This is a genomic window from Methylobacterium sp. 2A (genome assembly GCF_009806555.1).
GTDB lineage: Bacteria > Pseudomonadota > Alphaproteobacteria > Rhizobiales > Beijerinckiaceae > Methylobacterium.
On sequence record NZ_VUOK01000040.1, the window covers coordinates 253,050 to 275,491 of the forward strand.

General features: G+C 69.0%; 27 protein-coding genes. 14 read left to right on the forward strand and 13 right to left on the reverse strand.

Annotation, left to right across the window (positions count from 1 at the left end; all coding sequences use genetic code 11):
- Positions 1-51: 51 nt before the first annotated feature.
- Positions 52-534, reverse strand: a complete 483-nt coding sequence (locus tag FVE89_RS19650) for a DUF1036 domain-containing protein (protein ID WP_160535905.1) — start codon at positions 532-534, stop codon at positions 52-54.
- Positions 500-1,819: a glycerate kinase gene (locus FVE89_RS19655; RefSeq protein WP_160535907.1), complete on the reverse strand. Its 1,320-nt coding sequence runs from the start codon at positions 1,817-1,819 to the stop codon at positions 500-502. The genes FVE89_RS19650 and FVE89_RS19655 overlap by 35 nt, the downstream gene beginning before the upstream one ends.
- 178 nt (positions 1,820-1,997) lie before the next feature.
- Between FVE89_RS19655 and FVE89_RS19660 the strand changes: the two genes are divergently transcribed.
- The 3 genes from FVE89_RS19660 (at position 1,998) to FVE89_RS19670 (ending at position 3,506) form a co-directional block, all read left to right on the forward strand.
- On the forward strand, positions 1,998-2,759 hold the full coding sequence (locus FVE89_RS19660) for an N-formylglutamate amidohydrolase (protein WP_160535909.1): 762 nt from the start codon (positions 1,998-2,000) through the stop codon (positions 2,757-2,759).
- 56 nt (positions 2,760-2,815) lie between these two features.
- Positions 2,816-3,124 (forward strand): DUF1244 domain-containing protein, encoded by a 309-nt coding sequence (locus FVE89_RS19665; protein WP_160535910.1) that lies wholly within the window; start codon positions 2,816-2,818, stop codon positions 3,122-3,124.
- Between the two features lie 103 nt (positions 3,125-3,227).
- Positions 3,228-3,506, forward strand: coding sequence for a DUF2312 domain-containing protein (locus tag FVE89_RS19670; protein ID WP_026604676.1), 279 nt, complete (start codon positions 3,228-3,230; stop codon positions 3,504-3,506).
- Positions 3,507-3,777: 271 nt separating this feature from the next.
- Here the strand turns inward: FVE89_RS19670 and FVE89_RS19675 are convergent, their stop codons facing one another.
- Together FVE89_RS19675 and FVE89_RS19680 are read right to left on the reverse strand one after the other, a co-directional pair.
- The gene (locus tag FVE89_RS19675) at positions 3,778-5,610 is read right to left on the reverse strand and encodes a nucleotide pyrophosphatase/phosphodiesterase family protein (RefSeq protein ID WP_342389622.1); all 1,833 of its coding nucleotides are present in this window, start codon (positions 5,608-5,610) and stop codon (positions 3,778-3,780) included.
- A 272-nt stretch (positions 5,611-5,882) separates the two neighbouring features.
- On the reverse strand, positions 5,883-6,920 hold the full coding sequence (locus FVE89_RS19680; protein ID WP_160535915.1) for an aspartate-semialdehyde dehydrogenase: 1,038 nt from the start codon (positions 6,918-6,920) through the stop codon (positions 5,883-5,885).
- Between the two features lie 368 nt (positions 6,921-7,288).
- Here FVE89_RS19680 and FVE89_RS19685 point away from each other — a divergent pair, with 368 nt between their 5' ends.
- From FVE89_RS19685 to FVE89_RS19695, 3 genes are all read left to right on the forward strand, one after another.
- A complete protein-coding gene (locus FVE89_RS19685) occupies positions 7,289-8,077 on the forward strand; it encodes a hypothetical protein (protein ID WP_160535917.1) in 789 nt (262 codons plus the stop codon).
- A 136-nt stretch (positions 8,078-8,213) separates the two neighbouring features.
- Entirely contained in the window at positions 8,214-8,630 is a 417-nt protein-coding gene (locus tag FVE89_RS19690) for a hypothetical protein (protein ID WP_160535919.1), read from the forward strand.
- Positions 8,631-8,779: 149 nt separating this feature from the next.
- Complete coding sequence (locus FVE89_RS19695) at positions 8,780-10,399, forward strand: gamma-glutamyltransferase family protein (RefSeq protein ID WP_160535921.1); 1,620 nt, start codon at positions 8,780-8,782, stop codon at positions 10,397-10,399.
- 4 nt (positions 10,400-10,403) lie between these two features.
- On the opposite strand, the gene FVE89_RS19700 is transcribed toward FVE89_RS19695, so the two are convergent.
- The 9 genes from FVE89_RS19700 to ruvA all read right to left on the reverse strand — a co-directional run bounded on the left by FVE89_RS19700 (position 10,404) and on the right by ruvA (position 17,338).
- The gene (locus FVE89_RS19700) at positions 10,404-11,366 is read right to left on the reverse strand and encodes a hypothetical protein (protein WP_160535923.1); all 963 of its coding nucleotides are present in this window, start codon (positions 11,364-11,366) and stop codon (positions 10,404-10,406) included.
- A gap of 75 nt (positions 11,367-11,441) precedes the next feature.
- Positions 11,442-11,843 carry a DUF2809 domain-containing protein gene (locus FVE89_RS19705; protein ID WP_342389623.1) on the reverse strand — a complete coding sequence of 134 codons (402 nt, stop codon included), beginning with the start codon at positions 11,841-11,843 and terminating at the stop codon, positions 11,442-11,444.
- Complete coding sequence (locus FVE89_RS19710) at positions 11,840-12,757, reverse strand: DUF817 domain-containing protein (RefSeq protein WP_160535925.1); 918 nt, start codon at positions 12,755-12,757, stop codon at positions 11,840-11,842. The genes FVE89_RS19705 and FVE89_RS19710 overlap by 4 nt, the downstream gene beginning before the upstream one ends.
- A 36-nt stretch (positions 12,758-12,793) precedes the next feature.
- Positions 12,794-13,453, reverse strand: coding sequence for an alpha-ketoglutarate-dependent dioxygenase AlkB (locus FVE89_RS19715; RefSeq protein WP_160535927.1), 660 nt, complete (start codon positions 13,451-13,453; stop codon positions 12,794-12,796).
- Entirely contained in the window at positions 13,454-14,089 is a 636-nt protein-coding gene (locus tag FVE89_RS19720; protein WP_160535928.1) for a 2,3-bisphosphoglycerate-dependent phosphoglycerate mutase, read from the reverse strand.
- A 10-nt stretch (positions 14,090-14,099) separates the two neighbouring features.
- A complete protein-coding gene (gene dapB, locus FVE89_RS19725) occupies positions 14,100-14,897 on the reverse strand; it encodes a 4-hydroxy-tetrahydrodipicolinate reductase (protein WP_160535930.1) in 798 nt (265 codons plus the stop codon).
- Between the two features lie 805 nt (positions 14,898-15,702).
- On the reverse strand, positions 15,703-16,200 hold the full coding sequence (gene bfr, locus FVE89_RS19730) for a bacterioferritin (protein ID WP_160535932.1): 498 nt from the start codon (positions 16,198-16,200) through the stop codon (positions 15,703-15,705).
- Positions 16,201-16,244: 44 nt separating this feature from the next.
- Positions 16,245-16,517, reverse strand: coding sequence for a (2Fe-2S)-binding protein (locus FVE89_RS31265; protein ID WP_160535976.1), 273 nt, complete (start codon positions 16,515-16,517; stop codon positions 16,245-16,247).
- A gap of 203 nt (positions 16,518-16,720) precedes the next feature.
- The gene (gene ruvA, locus FVE89_RS19740; protein WP_160535934.1) at positions 16,721-17,338 is read right to left on the reverse strand and encodes a Holliday junction branch migration protein RuvA; all 618 of its coding nucleotides are present in this window, start codon (positions 17,336-17,338) and stop codon (positions 16,721-16,723) included.
- Between the two features lie 150 nt (positions 17,339-17,488).
- Between ruvA and FVE89_RS19745 the strand changes: the two genes are divergently transcribed.
- The 8 genes from FVE89_RS19745 to FVE89_RS19780 all read left to right on the forward strand — a co-directional run bounded on the left by FVE89_RS19745 (position 17,489) and on the right by FVE89_RS19780 (position 22,260).
- Entirely contained in the window at positions 17,489-18,112 is a 624-nt protein-coding gene (locus tag FVE89_RS19745) for a YceI family protein (protein ID WP_160535936.1), read from the forward strand.
- 91 nt (positions 18,113-18,203) lie between these two features.
- Entirely contained in the window at positions 18,204-18,641 is a 438-nt protein-coding gene (locus tag FVE89_RS19750) for a hypothetical protein (protein ID WP_246731010.1), read from the forward strand.
- A 181-nt stretch (positions 18,642-18,822) separates the two neighbouring features.
- The gene (gene rplU / locus FVE89_RS19755) at positions 18,823-19,137 is read left to right on the forward strand and encodes a 50S ribosomal protein L21 (RefSeq protein ID WP_160535938.1); all 315 of its coding nucleotides are present in this window, start codon (positions 18,823-18,825) and stop codon (positions 19,135-19,137) included.
- Positions 19,138-19,223: 86 nt separating this feature from the next.
- The gene (rpmA, locus tag FVE89_RS19760; protein WP_012317134.1) at positions 19,224-19,490 is read left to right on the forward strand and encodes a 50S ribosomal protein L27; all 267 of its coding nucleotides are present in this window, start codon (positions 19,224-19,226) and stop codon (positions 19,488-19,490) included.
- A 186-nt stretch (positions 19,491-19,676) separates the two neighbouring features.
- Positions 19,677-20,282 (forward strand): GNAT family N-acetyltransferase, encoded by a 606-nt coding sequence (locus FVE89_RS19765; RefSeq protein WP_160535940.1) that lies wholly within the window; start codon positions 19,677-19,679, stop codon positions 20,280-20,282.
- Positions 20,283-20,367: 85 nt separating this feature from the next.
- The gene (gene obgE / locus FVE89_RS19770; protein ID WP_160535942.1) at positions 20,368-21,396 is read left to right on the forward strand and encodes a GTPase ObgE; all 1,029 of its coding nucleotides are present in this window, start codon (positions 20,368-20,370) and stop codon (positions 21,394-21,396) included.
- A gap of 162 nt (positions 21,397-21,558) precedes the next feature.
- Complete coding sequence (locus FVE89_RS19775; protein ID WP_160535944.1) at positions 21,559-21,855, forward strand: type II toxin-antitoxin system VapB family antitoxin; 297 nt, start codon at positions 21,559-21,561, stop codon at positions 21,853-21,855.
- 9 nt (positions 21,856-21,864) lie between these two features.
- Positions 21,865-22,260 (forward strand): type II toxin-antitoxin system VapC family toxin, encoded by a 396-nt coding sequence (locus FVE89_RS19780; RefSeq protein WP_160535946.1) that lies wholly within the window; start codon positions 21,865-21,867, stop codon positions 22,258-22,260.
- The last annotated feature ends 182 nt before the right edge of the window (positions 22,261-22,442 follow it).

Consider the following 22,442-nt stretch of genomic DNA (forward strand, 5'->3'; position numbering starts at 1 on the left):
CAGCGCAAGCCGCCGGGCGTCGTCGGCTCGCGTGACGGGTTGGGACGTTGACTACGGTTTGGCGGGCGCGTCCGCCCGGTTCGGATCGGTCAGCTGGATGGTCCAGCTCTTCTGCTCGCCGGTATCGACCTCGAAGAAGCCGTTCCGGTCGTAGCCCCGCGCCAGGCAATCCTCGATCCCACGGATCGTGAATTCCGAGTCGCGGGTGCACATCAGCGAGCGCCCGCTCCACTCGCCGCCGCGCGAGTAATCCACGGCAAAGACGTAGTAGAAGCGCGCCGCCAGCGCACCCTTGAGCAGCGTCTCACAGGCCTTGGGCGCGAGATCCCACCAGCCCTCCGTGACCCAGCCCTGCGGATCGCGGTAGCCGAGCGAGATGCCGACCTTGCTCCCCGTCTGGTTGCAGAGGCGCAGGTCGGCCTTCGCGGGGGCCGCGCCGAGGAGCGCGAAGCCGAGGACCGTGAGGACGGGAAGGAACCGAACCGCCGGGAGGCGAACCTTAATCGACGAGGATGATGCGGCAGTCGTTGACATTGGTACAGGTCGGGCCGGGGTTCACGAGGTCGCCGAGGGCCGCGAAGAACGCGGTGGAGTCGTTCTGATCCAGCATCGCGGCCGGGTCGAGGCCGGCGGCGCGGGCGCGCGCCAGGGTGGTGGGATCGACGAGGCCGCCCGCGGGATCGGTGGCGAGGCCGCGGCCGCCATCGGTGCCGTCGGTGTCGGCGCTGATGCCTGAAATGCCCGGTTCCCCCGCCAGCGCCACCGCGAGCGCCATCGCGTATTCCTGGTTCGGGCCGCCATTGCCCTCCCCCCGGATGGTGACGGTGAGTTCGCCGCCGGAGATCAGCGCGACGCGCTGGCCGGCTTGCCTGTAGCGCTTGGCCGCGACGGCGTGCTCGGCGGCGACTTCGCGGGCCTCGCCTTCCAGGTCGGCGCCCAGCATCACCGGCTCGTAGCCGGCTGCCCGGGCCGCCTCGGCCGCCGCGTTCAGGGCGTCGATCGGGCGGGCGATGATACGGTATTCCGCCCGGGCGAAGGCCGGATCACCCGCCTTCGGGGTCTCGTTGTTGGGGTCGTTGAGCAGGCGCACCGCCTCTTCCGGCAGCGGGATGCCGCGGCGCTCGCAGATGGCGCGGGCATCCGCCAGGGTGGACGGGTCGGGCACGGTCGGCCCCGAGGCGATCACCGCCGGATCGTCGAAGGGCACGTCCGAGATCGCCAGCGTCAGGACCCGCCGCGCGTTGCGGGCGGCGAGCGCGAGGCGCCCGCCCTTGATCCGGGAGATATGCTTGCGCACCGTGTTGATCTCGCCGATCGGGGCGCCTGAGCGCAGCATCGCCCGGGTGATCGCCTGCTTCTCGGTGAGCGTCAGGTCGCCGGCCGGGGCGATCCAGTTGGCCGATCCGCCGCCGGAGAGCAGCACCAGCACCTCGTCGTCCGGCCCCGCCTCGGTGGCGAGCCGCAGGGCCTCCTTGGTCGCCGCGATGCCGGCCTCGTCGGGGACGGGATGGCCGGCCTCGACCATGTGGATCCCGGGCGCCTCCCGCCCGTAGCCGTGGCGCGCCACCGCGAGCCCGACGATCCGGTCGTCGCCGAGCCCGTGCTGCTGGCGGTAGAACCGGCTCGCCACGGCGCTCATGCTGCCCGCGGCCTTGCCTGCACCTAAGATAATCAGCCGTCCTGGGCTCGGCTCGGGCAGGTGCGGCGGCAGGGCGAGATCGGGATGCGCTGCTCGGATCGCCGCCGTGAGGAGGCTGTCGAGGAGCGCACGCTGGGCCTGAATCGCGGGATCGACGGCGGGCGCGGCAGTCTCGGTCATGGCGTCGGACGGGCTCCTCTCTTGACCCGATCGCACGATCCCCGCCCGTTTCTTGCCTGGGCGGCGGGCCCGTTTCTTGCCGTGAGCGCACGATCCTTGATAGGTGATCTGCCCGAGCCTTCGCCCCACGGCAAGCGCCATCGGCGCCCCCGCACAGATTGGAAGACCTGGGAGCCCCGTGACCTGTCCGGAGACTGAAGCGGCCGCCGCACCGCATCCCTGCGAGATCATACCCGGCGATCCGGCCTGCGGCCTCGTCATCGCCTGCGATCACGCTTCGAACTACGTGCCGCCGGATATCGATCTCGGGCTTCCGGCCTCCGAATTCGCGCGGCACATCGCCTACGACATCGGCGCCGCCGCGGTGACGCGGAGCCTGGCGGCGCAGCTCGGCGCCCCCGCGATCCTGACCAATTTCTCACGCCTGATCATCGACCCGAACCGGGGCCGCGCCGACCCGACGCTGGTGATGCGCCTGTCCGACGGCGCGGTGGTGCCGGGCAATGCCCGGATCGACGCGGCCGGCAAGCAGGCGCGGATCGCCCGCTTCTACGCGCCGTTCGACGCCGCCATCGACGCGGCGATCGCTGCCGCCGAGGCTGCCGGTCGGCCGCCCGCGATCCTGACCATGCACAGTTTCACACCGTACTGGCGCGGCATTCCGAGGCCCTGGCAGGTCGGCATCCTGTACGACCGCGACGAGCGCTTCTCCCGGCCGCTGATCGAGGCGCTCCAGGCCGATCCGGCGGGGCTGACTGTCGGCGACAACCAGCCCTATGGCGGCGGTCTGCCGGGCGACACGATCGACCGCCACGCCACCGCGCGGGGCCTGCCGAACGCGCTCGTGGAAATCCGCCAGGATCTGATCGCCGCCGAGGCCGGTCAGGCGGAATGGGCGGACCGCTTCGCCCGGATCCTCCGGCCGCTGATGGCGGCTTGATCCCGGCCTCTGCGATCCCGAGATCCAGTGCGCTCCCGAAGTCAGGCAGGCGATTGATGAACGATCTCGAAGAACGCACGCGCATCGAACTCGAAGCGGCGGTGTTTCGCCGGCTGGTGGCGCATCTGCGCACGCGCACCGACGTCCAGAACATCGATCTGATGAATCTGGCGGGCTTCTGCCGGAACTGCCTGTCCAACTGGCTGAAGGATGCCGCCGACGAAAAGGGCGTGGCGCTCACCAAGGATGCGAGCCGCGAGGCGGTCTACGGCATGCCGTATAATGAATGGAAGGCGAAGTATCAGGCCGAGGCCAGCGCCGCGCAGCAGGCGGGCTTCGCCGCCAATCAGGCCAAGGGGCATTGAGCCGCCGCGAATCGGTTCAGCTTCCGGTAAGTTCGCCCCGTTAACCACGGGTCAGGGCGCAACTGCGCCGTGTAGTCCGGAGAGCTCCATGAACGCCCATTCGATGCCCACCGCCGCCCAGCGGCCCGGCGGCGACGTCTCGTCGGCCGAAGGCGTGGCCGCCGACGAGCTGAAGCAGTTCATCGAGCGCCTGGAGCGTCTGGAGGAGGAGAAGGCCGGCATCATGGGCGACATCAAGGAGGTGTTCGCCGAGCTGAAGGGCCGGGGCTTCGACGCCAAGGCGGTGCGCACCATCCTGCGGATCCGCAAGCAGGATCACAGCGAGCGCCAGGAGCAGGAGGCCATCCTCGAGCTCTACATGCAGGCGCTCGGCATGGCGTAGGCGGCTTTGCCCGTGCCGGTTATCGCATCCGGCACGGGGCTCCGCTGCCGCAACGCATGTTTGAGCATGCGCGGGTGAACGTACGCCGCTCACGGGGACAGACGTCCAAACCTCGCCCTCATCCTGAGGCGCCAAAGCGCAGCGGAGGCCTCGAAGGAGGCCTCCAGCCAGCACTGCGATCCCTGGACGCCCCCTGCGAGGCCCGCTTCGCGGTCACCTCAGGATGAGGTTTCCTCTTGGGATGACAGGTCCACTCAGCGCACTGGCATCGTCAGTGGGCCTTGGCCGGCGCCGAAGACCCTTCGTCGATCAGACCCAGCGTCCGCCCCGGATATCCGGCGGTGTCGAAATAGCGGGTCTCGCCGACCGTCTGATAGCGCAGGATTGTGGTCAGGCCGGTGGCGTCCGGTTCCGAGCGCAGGACCCGGCTCTCCGCCTGCGGCGTCGCGCCGTTCGCCAGCGCCTCCGTGAGAACCCGGCCGACCAGCGTGCCTTTGGCGGGGATGGTCAGATCGAGGATCCGCGCGATCGTCTTGCCGAGATCGGCGTTGCTCGCCGGTACCGGGCTCTCAAGGCCGGCGCGGAAGCTCGGGCCCGCAGCGCCCATGACGTTGCGCGTATCGGACCGCGAGAAGCTGCCATGCATGCCCTGGCCCTGCTGCAGCACCGTGTCGGAGACCTCGACACCGCAGGTGGTCGGATCGGCGCAGCCGGTGGAGAAGCTCCGGAAGTTGACCACGATGGCGGGCATCGGCGTCAGGGCCGAACCGTCCAGCGCGATGGCCGAGAGCGGCAGCGTCCCCGCGATCGGACCCAGAGCAGCGCTCACGAACAGCCCGCTGACGTAATCCTGCCTGGACAGGGCCTCGACCACGCGCTGGGCCAGGGCCCTGTCTCCGTTCGGGATGTAGACGAGGTCCGAGCCGCCATTGGCCGCCACCACCACGTCGGGCTTGGCCGGGTCCGTGCCGATCAGGCCGTTCGCCCGGCTCGGGAAGCTGCCGGCCCCGAGCTTGGCACCCTTGGCGTCCGGATCGAACAGGGTGAGACCCAGGGCGTGGGCGATGTCGATGGCGAGGAAGCCCGGCGGCAGCTGGCGGCTCGGCACGCCCTTGTAGCTCTGGGTCGCCGCGAAGCTGGTCGCGCTCTCCTTGGAGATGGTCGAGAAGCCGTGATCCGAGGTCAGGATCACGTCGGTCGTCTCCGCGAGACCCTGATCCTTCAGCGCGGCCAGCAGGGTGGCGAGGTTGGTGTCGGCGTTCCGGATCGCCGCGAGGGTGGTCGGACCGTTGATGCCCGGAACCAGCCGCCCGAGACTGTCGCCCTGGTTGTGCTGCGTTCCGTCCGGGTCGCGCGACCAGAAGACCAGCACGAACGGCTTCCTGCGATCCTTGAACAGCGGCAGCACCGCCTTGGTGGCGACGTCCGCGAAGTAGGCCTGCTGCTCGACGTTGGCTGAGAGCGTCCCCGGCGTCTCGGCATCGCCGGACGGGCCGTTGGCGCCGCGGGTCGGCGCCTGCACGGGCAGGCCGACCGCAGCCAGGCGCGCCTTGATCTCGTCGCCCAGCGGGATCCCGCCCGCGCGCCCCGTGCTGTCGTCGATCAGGATCGTCTCCTGACCCGAGCGGGCGGTGTGATCGAAGACCGTGGACGGGCCGAGCTTGCCGATGCTGGCGGTCGACAGCCCCTTGGCGTGGGCCGCCCGGAGGATCGTCTGCTCGTTCAGATAATTGCCGGCGAAATGCTCGTCGACATCGCCGAGGACGGGGTCGTTCTCCAGGAACGGCGTGAGGCTCTCGCCCGCGCCCGGGACCGGGAAGGCCGTGTAGATCGTGTTCCCGAACTGGCCGGTATCGCCGAGCATGTGCCCCGTCGATATCGCGGTGGCGTTCGGCATCGTGAAGGTCGGGAACAGGGAATGGGTGTTGGTGAACCGCACGCCGGACGTCATCAGCCGGTCCATGGTCGGCGCGTTGGCGGCATTCACCATGCCGTAGCGCAGACCGTCGGCGACGAAGAGCACGACGTTACGGGGCTCGGCCTGCGCTCCGGACGCAGCCAGGAGCCCCAATCCGATCAGGCAGGAAGTGAGTGCGCGCCGCACGACGAATCTCCGATTGTTCCGGAGACCGGGGTGAGCGGAGCCCATGACAGGCGCGTGACAGGGGGCTTGGGGACCGCCGTTTCTCCCCTCTGCGGGGCAGGCCGGGTCGGGAGAGGGAAGCGACGGCGCAGGATAAGCGCTGGCCTTCATGAAGGCTGCGCCCCGTTCTGAACCCGGGTTCCCCTCCCCCGCAGAGGGGGGAGGGAGGGGGCGTCGCGGGTTCCCGTTCGGGGGATGCGGGCTCGGCTGCCGCATCCCCGTCGCGCTCAGCCTCAGGCCGCGCGCTTGGCGCCGTTGAGCAGCTTCCGGTTCACCAGCACCTCGGCGATCTGCACCGCGTTGAGCGCCGCGCCCTTGCGCAGGTTGTCCGAGACGCACCAGAAGTTCAGGCCGTTCTCGATGGTCGCGTCCTCGCGGATGCGCGAGATGTAGGTCGCGTCCTCGCCCGCCGCCTCGTGAGGCGTCATGTAGCCGCCGTTCTCGCGCTTATCGATCACCAGCACGCCGGGGGCGGCGCGCAGGATCTCGGTGGCCTGCTCGGGTGAGAGCGGACGCTCGAACTCGACGTTCACCGCTTCCGCATGGCCGATGAAGACCGGGACGCGGACGGCGGTCGCCGTCAGCTTGATCTTCGGATCGAGCATCTTCTTGGTCTCGGCGACCATCTTCCACTCTTCCTTCGTGTAGCCATCCTCCATGAACACGTCGATGTGGGGGATGACGTTGAAGGCGATCCGCTTGGTGAACTTGCCGCCCTGCTTGATCTCGCCGGCGGTGAACACGGCGCGGGTCTGGTTGAACAGCTCGTCCATCGCCTCCTTGCCGGCGCCGGAGACCGACTGGTAGGTCGAGACCACGACGCGCTTGATCGTGGCCGCCTCGTGCAGGGGCTTGAGCGCGACGACCAGCTGCGCGGTCGAGCAGTTCGGGTTGGCGATGATGTTGCGCTTGGTAAAGCCCGCCACCGCGTCGGCATTCACCTCGGGCACGATCAGCGGCACGTCGGCGTCGTAGCGGAACGCCGAGGAATTATCGATCACCACGCAGCCCTGCTGGCCGATGCGCGGCGACCACTCCTTCGAGGTCTCGCCACCGGCCGACATCAGGCAGATGTCGGTGTCGGAGAAATCGTAGGAATCCAGCGTTTTGACCTTGAGCGTCTTGTCGCCGAAGGAGACCTCCTGGCCCTGGCTGCGGCGCGAGGCCAGAGCCACGACCTCGTCGGCGGGGAAAGCCCGCTCGGCCAGGATATCGAGCATCTCGCGGCCCACGTTGCCCGTGGCGCCGACGACGGCGACCTTGTAACCCATCTCTCGTCTCCGCGCGGAAAACCCCGACCGATCCGGGCGCCGCGCTCCTGCCAGTCATATCGGCCGAAGGATCGTTCGTGCCGGACAGCGCCCGCCAAACGGACGCGGCCGCAGATCACGTCCTCGACGGAGGTGGGATCGACGGCCTGTCCGAGCAAGGCGCGCATGGGAGAGCGCTGTCAAGGCCGACAATGAGGCAACGATCGATTCACCCTGAAGCGGGGAATCCGGTGACGACATTGGGACCGCCAGGGGAATTCAATCCTTAGCCCTGACGATCGCCGGCGGATTACGAGGTTCTCCGTCCGCGGGATGTCATGGTGGCTGGGTCGGGAGAGGTACGGGAGGGGCGCGAGCCCTCCGGTCTGATGAGCTGGGTGGCACTGTCGCCCGGCGCCCTTGGATTGCGTCTGGTGATGGCCTCGGCGCTGATCGCCCTGTTGTGCGTCTGCGCGTGGCGTCCGGGTCGTGGGACGGGTTCGCGCGCCGGGGGGCTGTCCGCGGCGCTGGAGCTGACGACCGGCTTCAAGCCCACGGCGCAGATCGAATCCGTTCCGGCGCCTGTCCGCGCCGCCCTTTTCGATCTCGCGGAGCCCGGCATCGATCCGGTGCGCGTGACCGCCGGGATCGATCCGCGCACCGGCCTGCGCGAGGATGTGTTGAGCCGTGGGAATGTCGCGGTCACCGAGGCCCCGGCGCTGCGGGTGACGCTCACGCGCGGCAGGGAGGCGAACGCGGCGACCAGCCTCTTCATCCTGATGGCCCGGCGCGCCGCGGCCGGTCCGGCCTTCGACCGGCCGGCGCTGGCGGTGATCCGGACCGGATCGCACGGCAGGATCCAGACCAAGTTCGGCGCGGTCGATACCCTGGAGATCACCTTCGGCAATCCCGCGCCGCGGACCTGCCTGGGTTTCGTCACGCGTGACACCGGGTTCCGGCTCGACGGATGGTCCTGTGCGCCGCTCGGACAGCCGCCTGCCGCCGAGGCGCTGGCCTGCTCGCTCGACGCGCTGAGCCTCGTCGATCTCGCCGATCCCGAGACGACGGCCGCCTTCTCGACGGCAGCCCCCGCGTCGCGATCCTGCCCCCTGACGAAGGTCGCGGACGCGTCAGGGCGGAACGGACCGGCCGGGCAAAAATCGCGAAATAAAAAATGAGGCATGAGTGTGGCAAATCGCACAAGCTCAGCCTTGGGAGCGGAACAACAGCCCCGCCCAAGCGTCTTACCGTCAAAGGCGTCGAACTGTTAAGCTTCGCTCGCCATACTCGTGGCACTCACAGTCAAGGTCAGCCATGCGCTCGCTCAGGATCGCACTTCTTGGTGTCATTGCCGCTGCCGGCTTCGGCGCCGCCGCTCCGGCTCAGGCGCAGGACGGTTTCGTTCCCGGTCCGGTCTATCGTGTCAGCCGCCCGCTCCCGATCCGGGTGCGCCCGCGCAGCTGGCTGGACGCCGGAAACGTGCCGATCACGTCCAACGTTCCGGGCGCCGGCGGCTCGCGCAACCCGGCCCTCAACCCCTACCTGATCGCGGCGTCCAACCAGCTGACCCCGCCCTATGGGCCGACCGATCGCTTCGGCCGCGGGATCCTGCCGGACCCGATCACCAACGCGCCGTTCATCACCAGCCAGCAATCGGCGGTCCGCAACGTCGACCTCTCCTTCGTCGACCGACTGGATCCGACTTCGCCGCTGTACGGCCGCCCGTACTGAGCGCAGCCGCGGAGGCAGATCGAGCAGCGCGGGCCCTCGGGTCCGCGCTTTTCGTTTGCGGCGTGCCGTTTCCGGCCTTCACCCGCGCCGGTTATCCTGTATGCCAGACAAGACAGGCGCCGACGGACTGCCAAAGCGGGGGCTGAACCATGAAGCCGTTCAACTGGGCAGCCGGGTATCCGTCGCTGCGCATGCCGATGTTCGGGCGCAATTGCGTTGCGACGTCGCATGCGCTCGCCGCGCAGGCCGGGATCCAGATGCTCCAGGCGGGCGGCAACGCCGTGGACGCCGCCATCGCCACGGCCGCCGCCAAGACCCTGACCGAGCCGTGCAGCAACGGACTCGGCTCCGACGCCTTCTGCATCCTGTGGGACGGAAAGCAGCTGCACGGCCTCAACGCCTCGGGCGGGGCGCCGGCGGCCTGGACCCGCGACTATTTCCTGAAGACATACGGCCCGGCCGAGCGGCCGCCGATGCGCGGCTGGGATTCCGTGACGGTTCCCGGTGCGGTCGCCGCCTGGGTCGCGCTCAGCGAACGGTTCGGCCGCCTCCCCTTCTCCGACCTGATGCAGCCCGCGATCCGCATCGCCGAGCGGGGCTACCTCGCCCCCGTCGTCGTGCAGCAGAAATGGGCGGCGGCCGCCCGGGTCGAGGCCATCACCCGCCAGCCGGGCTTTTCGGAGTTCTTCCTGCCGAAGGGCCGGGCGCCGGATGTCGGCGAGTTGGTGACGTTCCCGGGCGCCGAGAAGACCCTCCGGCTGATCGGCGAGACCCGGGGCGAGGCCTTCTACCGGGGCGAGATCGCCGAGGCGATCGCCGCGCATGCGCGGGCGAACGGCGGCGCCCTGACGACAGCCGACCTCGCCGCCTACAGACCCGAATGGGTGACGCCGACCGCCCAGGACTACCGCGGTTCCACGCTCCACGAGATCCCGCCGAACGGCCAGGGCATCGCGGCGCAGATCGCGCTCGGCATCCTCCAGCATTTCGACCTCGCCGCCCTGCCGGTCGATGGCCCGGAATCGCAGCACCTCCAGATCGAGGCGATGAAGCTCGCCTTCTGCGACACATACCGTTACGTCGCCGACCCGCGCGGGATGGAGGTCACGCCCGAGGCGATGCTCGATCCGGCCTACCTCGCGGGCCGCGCCAAGCTGATCGACCGCAACCGCGCCCAGGTGTTCGGCCCCGGCAAGCCACCCGCCGGCGGCACGATCTATCTCACCGCGGCCGATGAATCCGGCATGATGGTGAGCTTCATCCAGTCGAACTACATGGGCTTCGGCTCGGGCGTTGTGGTGCCCGGCTGGGGCATCTCGCTCCAGAACCGCGGCTACGGCTTCGTGCTCGATCCGGAGAGCCCCAATTGCGTCGCGCCCGGCAAGCGGCCGTTCCACACCATCATCCCGGGCTTCCTCACGCGGGACGGCGCGCCGGTGATGAGCTTTGGCGTGATGGGCGGCAACATGCAGCCGCAGGGCCACGTCCAGACCCTGGTGCGGATGCTCGACCACGGCCAGAACCCGCAGGCCGCCTGCGACGCGCCGCGCTGGCGCGTGAGCGACGGCCTCGACATCAACGTCGAGTCGGCGATGCCGGCCGCGACGGTCGATCGGCTGAAGGCCCTGGGCCACCGGCTGGAGGTGATCGAGGACAGCTATCAGGATTTCGGCGCCGGACAGTTCATCTGGCGGATGGGCGATCCTGCGGTCGAGGGCTACGTGGCGGCGAGCGACCCGCGCCGCGACGGGCAGGCCGCGGTGTGGTGAGGCGCTACTTCGGCTGCACGCTGTCGACCACCTCGCGGAACTTCGCGAGCACGCCGGCCCGCTGGTCCTCGCGGACGACGCCCAACGCGCGCAGATAGCCGTCCGGGTTGAACCGGATGGTCTGCGAAACGACCACCGGCAGGTTGGTGGGCTGGTCGGTGGCGCGGGCCACGATCTCGTGCCAGTCGACCCCGTTCGAGCGGTAGCTCTGCGCCCGCTCGATCACGAAATCCTTGAGCGTCTGGTTCGACGCCAGCGCCGCGCGGGCGAAACCGTCGCGCTGCTCGGCGGTCGGCGGCTGCTGGACGGCTTGGGCCAGGACCAGGATCGGCTGCTCCAGATTCTGCATCTGGTCCTTCGGCCCCTGGGTCAGCAGCACGGAATTGCCGGCCAGCACCCGGACCGGGCGGAAGCCCGCCATATCGCCGATGCGGAAGGGCAGCGCATCGACCTGCTGGGCGAGCGTCAGCGCGGGACGCAGGGTGACGCCGGTCACCATCTTGCGCATCGTCTCCTCGGTCTCGGCATCGGGCAGCGCCTGGGCGATGACGAGGCCGGTCACGCTGGGCGTGCCGACCACGAGGATCCACTTCCGGATCGCCGGGGCGGAGGCGTTGGGATCGGCGGGCTGCTCGCCGGTGTAGAGCATGCCCTCGTTGTCGCCGATCTTCACCTCCTCGCGCTTCTCGACCGCAAAACCCTGGCTCAGCAGGTTGGCGTCGGTGAAGCCGCTGACGAGTTCCGCGAAGGCGTTCGGCGGCAGTTCGACCACCGAGACCGTGGCGCCGCCTTCCTTGCGCTCGAAGCCGGTGAAGCGCCGCGACAGCGTCATGTCGGCGGGCGGCTCGAAGCCGAAGCGGGAGCCCGGCGGGAAGACGGGCTCGCCCGCCCGCGCCGCGGTGCCGAAGACCAGACTCGCGAGGAGAAGAATCCGCCCGAGACGCAGCGACAGGGTACGCACCAGCATCGACCTTCGTGTCTCCTGAGAGCAGCCGTCCGCGCTGCCGCACCGCAAGATGGGTCCGCTGGACGGCGGGCTCTGTCAAGGCGGGGTTACGGCCCCGTCGTGTTCACGAAGATGGGACCGGATGAGCGGCGCGGCCACCGCGATCCCGAGCGCGTAGGCGAGCAGGTTCCACACCGAGAAGATGCGGCCGAGCAGAAGCTCGCCCGGCAGAGTCCGGCGAAAGACGTCCAGCGCTGGGGCGTGGACCAGCCGGCTCGCTTCGATCAGGGCGGCGAGAAGACAGGACGCGATCACGCAGGCCCGCCGGTGCCATCGCGGCGGTCGCAGGGCGGCCACCAGGAAGAGCAGCATCGCGCCCCAGAGAACGCCGCCGCCGTAATGGTGGATCGGGAGCGGGAGCGGCCAGCGCGGCAGCCGCAGCAGCAACCCGGCCGCCACGACGGTCGCGGCCGCCGCGAGGCAGGCGGCGCGCCTCACGGCGACACGGTTCGCGACGATGATCGCGCCGGCGAGGGCAGGCGTACGATCCCGTTCACCCGCGCGACGAGGGTGTAGGACACGATCATCAGCAGGAACCAGGATGTCAGCTTGGCGATCGGCACCGGCGCCCAGTGCATCCGCTGATTGGGATAGAGCCACGTACCGGTCAGCGTTCCGAGATTCTCGGCGAACCAGATGAACAGGGCCACCAGCACGAGGCCGACCAGCAACGGCATGGTGCGATGCCGGCGCCAGATCTTGAAATGGACCAACGCGGGAGCGAACAGCACGGCGGCGACGGCGATCAAGCCGACGCGCAAGTCAAAACCCAGGTGATCGGTGAGAAAGTTCAGGTAGATCGCCACCGAGAGAAACGACAGGGCGGTGATGGGCGGGTGCCGCGTGAAGCGGAAGTCGCACAGCCGCCAGACGCGGGCCAAATAGCTGCCGACCGCGGCATACATGAAGCCGGTGAACAGCGGAACGCCGCCGATCCGGAGGAGGCTCGCCTCCGGATAGATCCAACTGCCGATCGCGGTCTTGTGGACCTCCATCGCCGTGCCGATCACGTGGAAGATCAGGATGACCTTCGCCTCCTCCCAGGTCTCCATCCGGGTCCGGAGCAGCATTGCCTGGAGCGCGACGGCGGCGACACAGAGGGCGTCGTAGCGGGCGATCGGCGCATGAGCCGGCCATGCGAGCCGCGTGGCGATCATGAGTGCCAGGAGGAGTGCACCGAACAGGCACGCCCAGCCCTGCTTCAGGCCGAAGCGAAAGACCTCGTAACTCGCCGCCGCGACCGGTCCCCGTGCGAGGGCCGCGCGGCCGAGCCGCCGCTCGAGATCGATGAACCGCGCGATCGGTGGCCATAATCCGGCGGCGCTGTCACGCTCGGAGGGCGATACGCTCACGTCAAAAGTCCCGGCAGGTTCGGGATCCGAGAGCGGTCAGGATCGTGGCATTCCCGTGGCCGGACGCGTCACGCGACGCAGCGTGAGATTGCACCGGCCCCCGGCAGGCAGAAACCCCGGACGCGGATCCTCCGCCAGCAGATCGGCCGCCGGATAGAGCCGGTCGATCCCGTGGAAGATCAGCCGCGAGGTGCCCCCGATCACCAGGGCGTCCCCGGCCAGCAGGCGGATCGAGCGGGTCGGATCCCCGCGCCGCAGCCCGCCATAGCGGAACAGAGCCGGCGCCCCGAGCGACAGGGAGACGACCGGCGCGGCAAACTCCGCCTCGTCCCTGTCCTGGTGCAGGCCCATCCGAGCGGCCGGATCGTAGAGGTTGATCAGGCAGGCCTCCGGCGGCGCAGGATATCGCGCCAGCGCGTCCCAGGCGGCCAGGGCGGTCGGCGGGATCGCGGGCCAGGGCCGGCCGGATTCGGGATGCGTCGCCTGATAGCGGTAGCCGTCCCGGTCCGAGACCCAGCCGAGCGGCCCGGCATTCGACATCCGCACCGAGAAGGGTTTGTCGGTGCGCGGCATCCGCGGGATGACGGGCGGGGCCGCCTCGAGCACCGCGGCGACCTCCTCGGCGAGGCGGAGGCGGGCCGCGGGATCGCAAAAACCCGGGTGGTGGATCAGGCCCGGCGCGAGTTCCGTCGCCACTCAGCCGCCCGCATCGTCCCGGGGCAGCACGCGCTTCTCCGCGACCGTCGTGTCGGCGGCGAGCCGGTAGACCAGCGGAACGCCGGTCTTGATCTCCAGGGCCGTAACCGCATCCTGGTCGAGCCGGTCGAGCACCATCACGAGGGCGCGGAGCGAATTGCCGTGGGCCGCCACCAGCACCCGCTCGCCGCGCATCACCCGGGGCAGGATCGTGGCGATGTAGTAGGGCAGCACCCGTGCGGCCGTGTCCTTCAGGCTCTCGCCGCCGGGCGGGCGCACGTCGTAGGCGCGGCGCCACTGGTGGACCTGCTCCTCGCCCCAGCGCTTGCGGGCCTCGTCCTTGTCGAGGCCGGAGAGGTCGCCGTAATCGCGCTCGTTCAGCGCGCTGTCCCGCAGCACCGGGATTCCAGAGAGGCCCATCGCGTCGAGCATGAGCGTGCAGGTGCGCTGGGCTCGCTTCAGTCCGGACGTGAACGCCACGTCGAAGGCGTAGCCCTCCTGCTTCAACCGGCGGCTGGCGGCCTCGGCCTCCGCGATGCCGCGCTCGGTCAGGTCGGGATCGCGCCAGCCCGTGAACAGGTTCTTGCGGTTGAACTCGCTCTGGCCATGCCGGGCGAGGACCAGAAGACGTTCCATAAGATCCCCGTCAGAGGCCGAGCACATCCGCCATATTGTAGAGCCCGGGCGGCTTCGGATGCGCCCAGAGCGCGGCCTTGACCGCCCCCGTGGCGAACAGCCCGCGGTCGGCGGCGTGGTGGCTGATCGTCAGGCTCTCGCCCGCACCGGCGAAGATCACGCTGTGATCGCCGACGACGGTGCCGCCCCGCAGGGTGGCGAAGCCGATATCGCCGGCCTTGCGCGCGCCGGTATGGCCGTCCCGCGTGGAGACGCGCACCGCCTTCAGCTCCACGCCGCGTCCCTCCGCGGCGGCCTCGCCCAGCATCAGCGCGGTGCCCGAGGGCGCATCCACCTTCATGCGGTGGTGCATCTCGCAGATCTCGATGTCGAACTCGTCGCCGAGCGATTTCGCGACGCGCCGGACCAGCTCGGCCATCAGGTTGATGCCGAGCGACATGTTGCCTGACTGCACGATGCGCGCGTGATACGAGGCGGCCTTCAACGTCTCGCGATCATCGTCCGTCAGGCCCGTGGTCCCGACCACGTGGACGATGCGGGCCTGGGCGGCCAGTTCGGCGAACTGGATGGTGGCCGCGGGCGTCGTGAAGTCGAGCACCCCGTCCGCCGCCGCGAAGGCCGCGAGGGGATCGTCGGTGACGGAGACGCCGAGGGGCGAGAGGCCGGCCAGGGTTCCCGCATCCTGGCCGAGGGTCGGTGAGCCCGGGCGGTCGATCGCCGCCGAGAGCGTGCAGCCCTCTGCCTCCGCCACGGCGCGCACCAGCATCCGCCCCATGCGCCCATCGGCGCCCACCACCACGAGCCGCATCCCGGTTTCCGCCTCCGTATCGCGACATTTCCTGGGGGCGCGGAGCCAAGGCCCCTCACCCGAGGCCCCCTCGCTTCTGCCTACCGGATTCACACGTCGCGGTCTAACACCGGCGGCTTGAGAGAGGGCGCTTGTCCCCGCCCCTCTGCGGCTGCGGGCGACGCCGGTTCGCGGCGGGAACCGATGACGCGGCGCGACGTGCTCCCTCCCGGGCGGGCTACCGGATGCCCACAGCTCCCGTGGAGGGGCGCAGGCGGTTCCGCATCTCTCCCCTCCCCCCTTCGCGGGGGAGGGTGGCCCCCGAAGGGGGTCGGGAGAGGGGGCGACGGTGCAGAATAAAGCTTCGTGCTGCGTGAAGGGCGCGGTTCCAGCCCTTTTCAGGTGTTTGGGCTGGCTGCGCGGATCGCAATCCGTGGCCCTGACGGACTGACAGGGCGAGACCTTTTCCCCTCCCCCCTGTGGGGAGGGGCCAGGGGTGGGGGTGGTTCAGGATCGAGCGCCGCGGTGCCGTCTGCACCACCCCCACCTCCAACTCCTCCCCACACGGGGGAGGAGCGCGCGCTTGGCCGGTGTCCTGATGATCCTGCAAACACCTTGAAAGGGCTGGGCGCGGTTCTTTCGGAAGCGTCGCTCCCCTCTCTCCCGACCCCTGCTGACGCAGGGGCCACCCTCCCCCGCAGAGAGGGAGGGAGAGACGCGGCGGCGCCTTCGCCGCTCCAACGGAGATGTGCGGATCCGTAAGCAGGGGCGAGCAGAGATCGCCGCTCCCCTGCCGGGCTCCGGCGGTGCCGGAGCCCGATCCGGATCAATCCTTCTCGGGCGCGATCGGCTCGAGCCCGCCGATGTGGCGCTGGGCGTAGAGCGGCAGGCCGATCTGCTTGATGAGATCGAGCTGGGTCTCGAGGAAATCGATATGGCCTTCCTCGTCCTCGGCCAGCTCCTCGAACAGGCGCATGGACACCCGGTCGTTGATCGAATCGCAGTACTGCGCGGCTTCGAGGTAGAGGTTGCGCGCGCCGTGCTCGGCCGCGAGGTCGCACTCGACGACCTCCTGCACGTTCTGGCCGATCCGCAGGGGCTCCAGCTCCTGCAGGTTCGGGAAGCCTTCGAGGAACAGGATCCGATCGATGAACCGATCGGCGTGGTTCATCTCCTCGATCGATTCCTTGCGCCAGAACTTGGCGAGGTCGATGTAACCCCAGTTATTCAGCATGCGGAAGTGGAGCCAGTACTGGCTGACCGCCGTCAACTCGCTGCGCAGGCCACGGTTGAGATACTCGATGACCTTGGTGTCGCCTTTCATGGCCCCCGAACTCCTGAGTGTCTTCTTGGGCGGGGGCAGTCACATCAGGCGGCGACTCCCTCATCCGCAGTTTGGAATAAAACCAAACTGCACGCCTGAGCGCAAGCCGTCGAGCACGAATGACCCGTCTCCGGCGTGTCGTCCTGGCCGAGCGCGTTGCGCATGATCGCCCGGATGGTCCGCGCGCAGCGCCCGCATTTCGGGCTGCATCCGAGGCAGGCATAGACCTGCGCGGGGGTTCGCGGGCAGCCCGGTCCCGGCGCCAGACACGACCGGACGGCGCCGTCCGAAATGACGTTGCAAGAACAGACGATCATGCGTCCCGCCAATCCCGCCTTTTTCCAGCCCGGCCCATGGATACGGACCGCGCCACTTCCTCTGCCAGTTTAGAAGAATTGAAAAGTAGTGTCTTTTCAATATCTTACCGGACTTCACCGGAAATGGCACCCGACACTCGCTTGGTCAAGGGAAGAGATTTTTCATGCGGATGGCCGCGCCGGCGCGGCGATGCAGCGTGTCGTCAGCGGGCCAGTTCGCGCAGCCCTAAGCGGATCAGCACCTTCGCCTCCGCGTCCGGGCCGGTTTCCTTCAGGGCGGCGGCGATGGCGGTGGCGGCCTGAACCTGCGGGTAGCCGAGATTGACGAGCGCCGACACCGCGTCGGCGACGGGGCCGGTGGTGGTGCCCGTCTCGACCGCGCCGGTCAGGGCGACCAGGGCCGGATCGATCGGCGCGAAGGCGGGTGCCTTGTCCTTCAGCTCGGCCGCCAGCCGGGCGGCGAGCCGGGGGCCGACGCCGGGCGCCCGGCTGATCGCGCCCTTGTCGCCCGTCGCGATGGCGCCGGCCAGCGCCTCCGGCTCCAGCACCGAGAGGACGCCGAGGGCCACCCGGGCGCCGACGCCCTGCACGGTCTGCAGCAGGCGGAACCATTCCCGCTCGGCATCGGACCGGAATCCGTACAGGCGGATCATGTCCTCGCGGACATGGGTCTCGATCGAGAGATCCGCCGGCTCGCCGACCTTCGGCATGCGCTGGAGGGTCCGCGCCGAACAATGCACGACGTATCCGACCCCCGCGACGTCGAGGATCACGAAATCCTCGCCGAAGGAATCCACGATGCCCTTGAGTTTTCCGATCATTTTCACGCCTGCCCGCTGGTGCGGATTGCCTACAGAAGCGGGCGGGGCTTCGCCAGACGCGCTTGAGCCCGCCTGGACTTCGTGAAATCAGGGGCGCCGCGCCGGCCGAGCTTGGCCGGCCAGCCGAGCGGGGACTCCGGGGGGACGATCATGCGCGCGCCACTTCTCGCCCTGCTGGGCCTGCTGTCCGTCGCACCGGCCCGGGCGGCGGACGATCCCGCCACCCCGGTGGCGCCGAGCGCGGACCCGACGCAGGTGCGGGCGGGCGCCTACGTGCTCGATCCCGACCACGGCAAGATCACGTGGTCGGTCTCGCATCTCGGCTACTCGACCTATTACGGCCAGTTCGCCGACCTGACCGGCACCCTCACCCTCGATCCGAAGGCTCCGGAGAAGAGCCAACTCTCGGTCAGCGTGCCGCTCGGCGGCGCGATCACCGGCAGCACGCGCCTGAACGCGCATCTCGCGACGCCGGATTTCTTCGACACGGCCAAGTTCCCGGCCGCGAGCTTCACCGCCACCAAGGTGGAGCCGACCAGCCCGACCACGGCCCGCATCACCGGCGACCTGAACCTGCGCGGCACCGTCCGGCCGCTCGCGATCGACGCGACCTTCAACCAGGCGGGTATTCACCCGATGGACCAGCGCTACACGGTCGGGTTCGACGGGCGGGCGGTGATCAAGCGCTCGGAATTCGGGATCAACGCCTACCTGCCGCAGCTCGGCGACGAGGTGACGCTGCGCATCGAGGGCGAGTTCAAGGCGGCGCCGTAGGGGCGGACCCGTCCGTCGACTGGTTGGCGGCGGCCTCGGGGCGGGTGTAGGCAGCCGCCGTCGCCGCAAGGCATCATGAAGGTGGCCGGATATGATTCAGCTCGGTGTCGTGAGGGGCCGAACGCGCGCCATCTCCGGGCGCGGCCATTCCGGGATCGTCCTGGCGCTTGCGGCTCAGCTCCTCGCCGGCCCGGCCGTCGCGCAGGTGCCGGCCGCGCCCGCTTCACCCGCCCCGGCTTCGCCCCTCGACAACTACGCGGATGCCGCGACGACGACGATCATCGCGGAGCAATCCTGCCCGGGCGTGCAGATGAAGGCCGGTCAGCTCACGAATCTGCGCCTCGCCGCCCGGGTCAATACCGGCCAGGAACCGGTGCTTCAGGAGAAGCTGCGCACGCGCGCGACGCAGGTCCGCCAGCAACTCGCCGAGGTCGGCCGGGACGCGTGGTGCGCGAACGCGCTGGCGGCCTTCGGGCCGGAGGGCAGCGTCGCCAAGGGAGTGCTGGTGACGGGCGCGCCGATCCGCTGAGGCCGGCTGCGCAGGATTGACACGCGGGCCTCCCGCCCCTACTGAGCCGGCATGGCGCGCGGCCTCTGCTCGGGGTCCGCGCGTTTCGCGTTGTCCGGGCTGAAGCCCGTTCAATGACTTCAAACAAGAAGCCGGTCCAGGGGCAGCCGCCCCGGAGGCCGTTCGAGAACACGAGAGAACGATGTTCGCAGTCATCAAGACGGGCGGTAAGCAGTACCGCGTCGCCGCCAACGACACCATCACGATCGCCTCCCTCGCGGGCGAGGCCGGTGAATCCGTGACCTTCGGCGAGGTCCTCCTGTTCGCCGACGGCGCCGGCGCCACCCAGGTCGGCGCCCCGACCCTGTCGGGCATCAGCGTCACCGGCGAGATCGTGCGCCATGGCCGCGACAAGAAGGTGATCGCCTTCAAGAAGCGCCGCCGGCAGAACTCGCGCCGCAAGCGCGGCCACCGGCAGGACCACACGGTGGTGCGCATCACCGGCATCTCGGCCTGAAGCCGGCTCAAAGCTGGGCGCGTACCGGTCCCTGAGGACCCGATCCGCGACCGCATCGCAGCAGATCAGAATTCGGAGCACATCCCATGGCACACAAGAAGGCTGGCGGCTCGTCCCGCAACGGTCGCGACTCGGAAGGCCGGCGCCTCGGCGTCAAGAAGTTCGGCTCGGAGGCCGTGATTCCGGGCAACATCATCGTGCGTCAGCGCGGCACCAAATGGCATCCCGGCGCTAATGTCGGCATGGGCAAGGACCACACGATCTTCGCGCTGGTACCGGGCCATGTCCGCTTCGAGACGCGCCGCGGGCGCGCCTTCGTCGGTGTTACCCCGCTGGCCGAGGCCGCGGAATAAGAGGCGGGCGCCCGGAGTGGCGAAGCTGGCGTCCCGCCCGGTGTCCCACACCGGACCGGAGACGTCGTAGCCGAGCCCCTGACGGGCCGGATCGGACGGAACACCGGGGAGGATGGGACGCCATCCTCCCCTTCGTCGTCTTGAGGCGCTGCCCCGGAGCCGGGCGCATCGCCCTGCGAGGGCACGATGTTCCCCGATCTGACCCGTGACGATGTCTTCCGGATCGAGACGCGCCGGCTGTGGCTGCGCTGGCCGACCGCGAAGGACATTCCCGCCATCGTGACCCTCGCGGGTGACCGGGCCGTGGCCGAGATGACGGCCGGCATCCCGCACCCGCTGGACCGGCGCGCTGTCGATGAATTCCTGATCAAGGTCCGGGGTGCCAACAGCGCCGGAACGGGCCTGACCCTCGCGCTGGCGCGCCGCGAGAGCCCCGGCAGCCTGATCGGCCTGATCGGGCTCGCAGGGGCCGAGGCCACGCCGCATCTCGGCTACTGGCTCGGCCAACCCTGGTGGGGGAACGGGCTGATGAGCGAGGCCGCCGACGCCCTGGTCCATGCCTTTTTCGCCTATACCGAAGGCGAGCGGCTGGCGGTCAGTGCCCTGCCGGAGAACCGTGCCTCGCGGCGGGTGATCGAGAAGGCGGGCTTCCGCTGGACCGAGCGCCGGTCGACACCAAGCCCGGCCCGGGGCGGCGCGCGTGATCTGGACTGGTTCGCCCTGGACCGTGCCGACTGGGCCGGGCGCCAGACGGTGGCCAGACCAGTGCCGGATCTGGCGCTGGCCTCCTGACCGTCCGGATCGACGCGAGGCGGTCCCGCGTCCCATATATCGCGCGGGGCCGCTCCCGGGCGGCCCGCAGCATGAGAGACGAGCCGTGAAATTCCTCGACGAAGCCAAGGTCTATGTCCGCTCCGGTGACGGCGGTCCCGGCTGCGTCTCGTTCCGCCGGGAAAAGTTCATCGAGTTCGGCGGCCCGAACGGCGGCGATGGCGGCCGCGGCGGCGATGTCTGGGTGGAATGCGTCGAGGGTCTCAACACCCTGATCGACTACCGCTACCAGCAGCATTTCAAGGCCAAGAAGGGCGAGCACGGCATGGGCTCGAACTGCCACGGCGCCAACGGGGCCGACACGGTCCTGAAGGTCCCGGCCGGCACGCAGATCTTTTCCGAGGATGGCGAGACCCTGCTGGCGGATCTCACGGAGGTCGGCCAGAAAATCCGGCTGGCCAAGGGCGGCAATGGCGGCTTCGGCAACGCCTACTTCACCACCTCGACCAACCGCGCCCCGAAGCACGCCAATCCCGGCCAGGAAGGCCAGGAGATGTGGATCTGGCTGCGGCTGAAGCTGATCGCCGATGCCGGGCTCGTGGGCCTGCCCAATGCCGGCAAGTCGACCTTCCTGGCGAGCGTCACGGCCGCCAAGCCGAAGATCGCCGATTATCCGTTCACGACGCTCCATCCGGGCCTCGGTGTCGTGCGCTCGGACGGGCGCGAATTCGTGCTCGCCGACATTCCCGGGCTGATCGAGGGCGCGCATGAGGGCGTCGGGCTCGGCGACCGGTTCCTGGCCCATGTCGAGCGCTGCCGCGTGCTGCTGCACCTCGTCGACGGCACCTCCGAGCATGCCGGCAAGACCTACAAGCTGGTCCGCGGCGAGATCGAGGCCTACGGCAACGGGCTCGCCGAGAAGCCGGAGATCGTGGCCCTCTCGAAAGCCGATGCGCTCGATGCCGAGACGCTCAAGAGCCAGGTGGCCAAGCTCAAGCGCGCCGCCGGACGGGCACCGCTGGTCCTGTCCTCGGCGAGCCGGAAGGGCGTGCCCGAGGCGCTGCGGGCGCTCCAGGCCGAGATCGATGCCAGCGCCGAGGCGGAGCGGGAGCCGGTGGCGGCTTGGCAGCCGTGAGTGACGGGAGCCGACGACTGAGCTAAGCAGGTTTCGCAAAAGTGGCCACCGGTTTTGCGACGAAAACTTGCGCTGCAACAAAGATTCAAGCGGATGAAGCGTTGGCTTGCCAATGCAAATCTGCTTAGGCTCGCAATCGTCGGTCTGCGTGAGGCGTGACGGATGACCGAAATCTTGGTCCTAGAGAGCGATGAGGCGATCCGCCTCGCTCGTGAACTTGCGGAGCGGCGCGGTGTCTCGGTCGACGCGGCAATCGTCGATTCGCTGCGCCTCGCGCGGGATGCCCTCGCCACGGACAAGTCGGCGCCGGGAACTGCACCATCCGTACCGCTCACGCCGGAGCAGCAGAGGCGTTGCGACGATCTTCTCGAACTCGCACAAGAATTGGCGCCGTTCCGAAAGCCGGGCACGGGATCTGATCACAGCGACATGTACGACGACAGCGGCCTTCCACTCTGAGCGACCGCTATGATCGCCCTCGATACATCGGCCATCGTCGCGATCTTTCTGATGGAAGCCGAAGCTCCTGAATTCCGCCGTATCGTCGCCCGCGGCCCCGTTTGCGTCGGCGCGCCAACGCTGGTCGAAACCCAGATCGTTCTGGAACGGCGGTTCGGCACGCGCGCGGTCGGAGCCGTCCATCGCTTCCTGACAGTCGGAGCGATCTCGGTCGTACCGTTCGATCAGACGCTGTTCGAGGCTGCGGTGGCGGCGTTCTCCCGATATGGAAAAGGCAGTGGCCATCCGGCTCGATTGAACTTCGGTGATTGTCTGGCCTATGCGGTCGCCAAATGCCGATTTCTTCCGCTGCTTTATAAAGGCAACGATTTCAACCACACCGACCTTGAAGCCGCGACGGGCTAATCACTGAGAGCGTGTTATTGAGTTTTATCCGGTAACCGCTTCTCACTACCGGTCGTTTGAGCTTCGATCGAAAGTTTCCAAAGGGCTAAAGCGCAGCCCTTTTAAGGTGTTTGGGCTAGCTGCGAAAATCGCAAGTCGTGGCTCTAACATCCTGAAAGAGCACCGCCTTTTCCCCTCCCCCT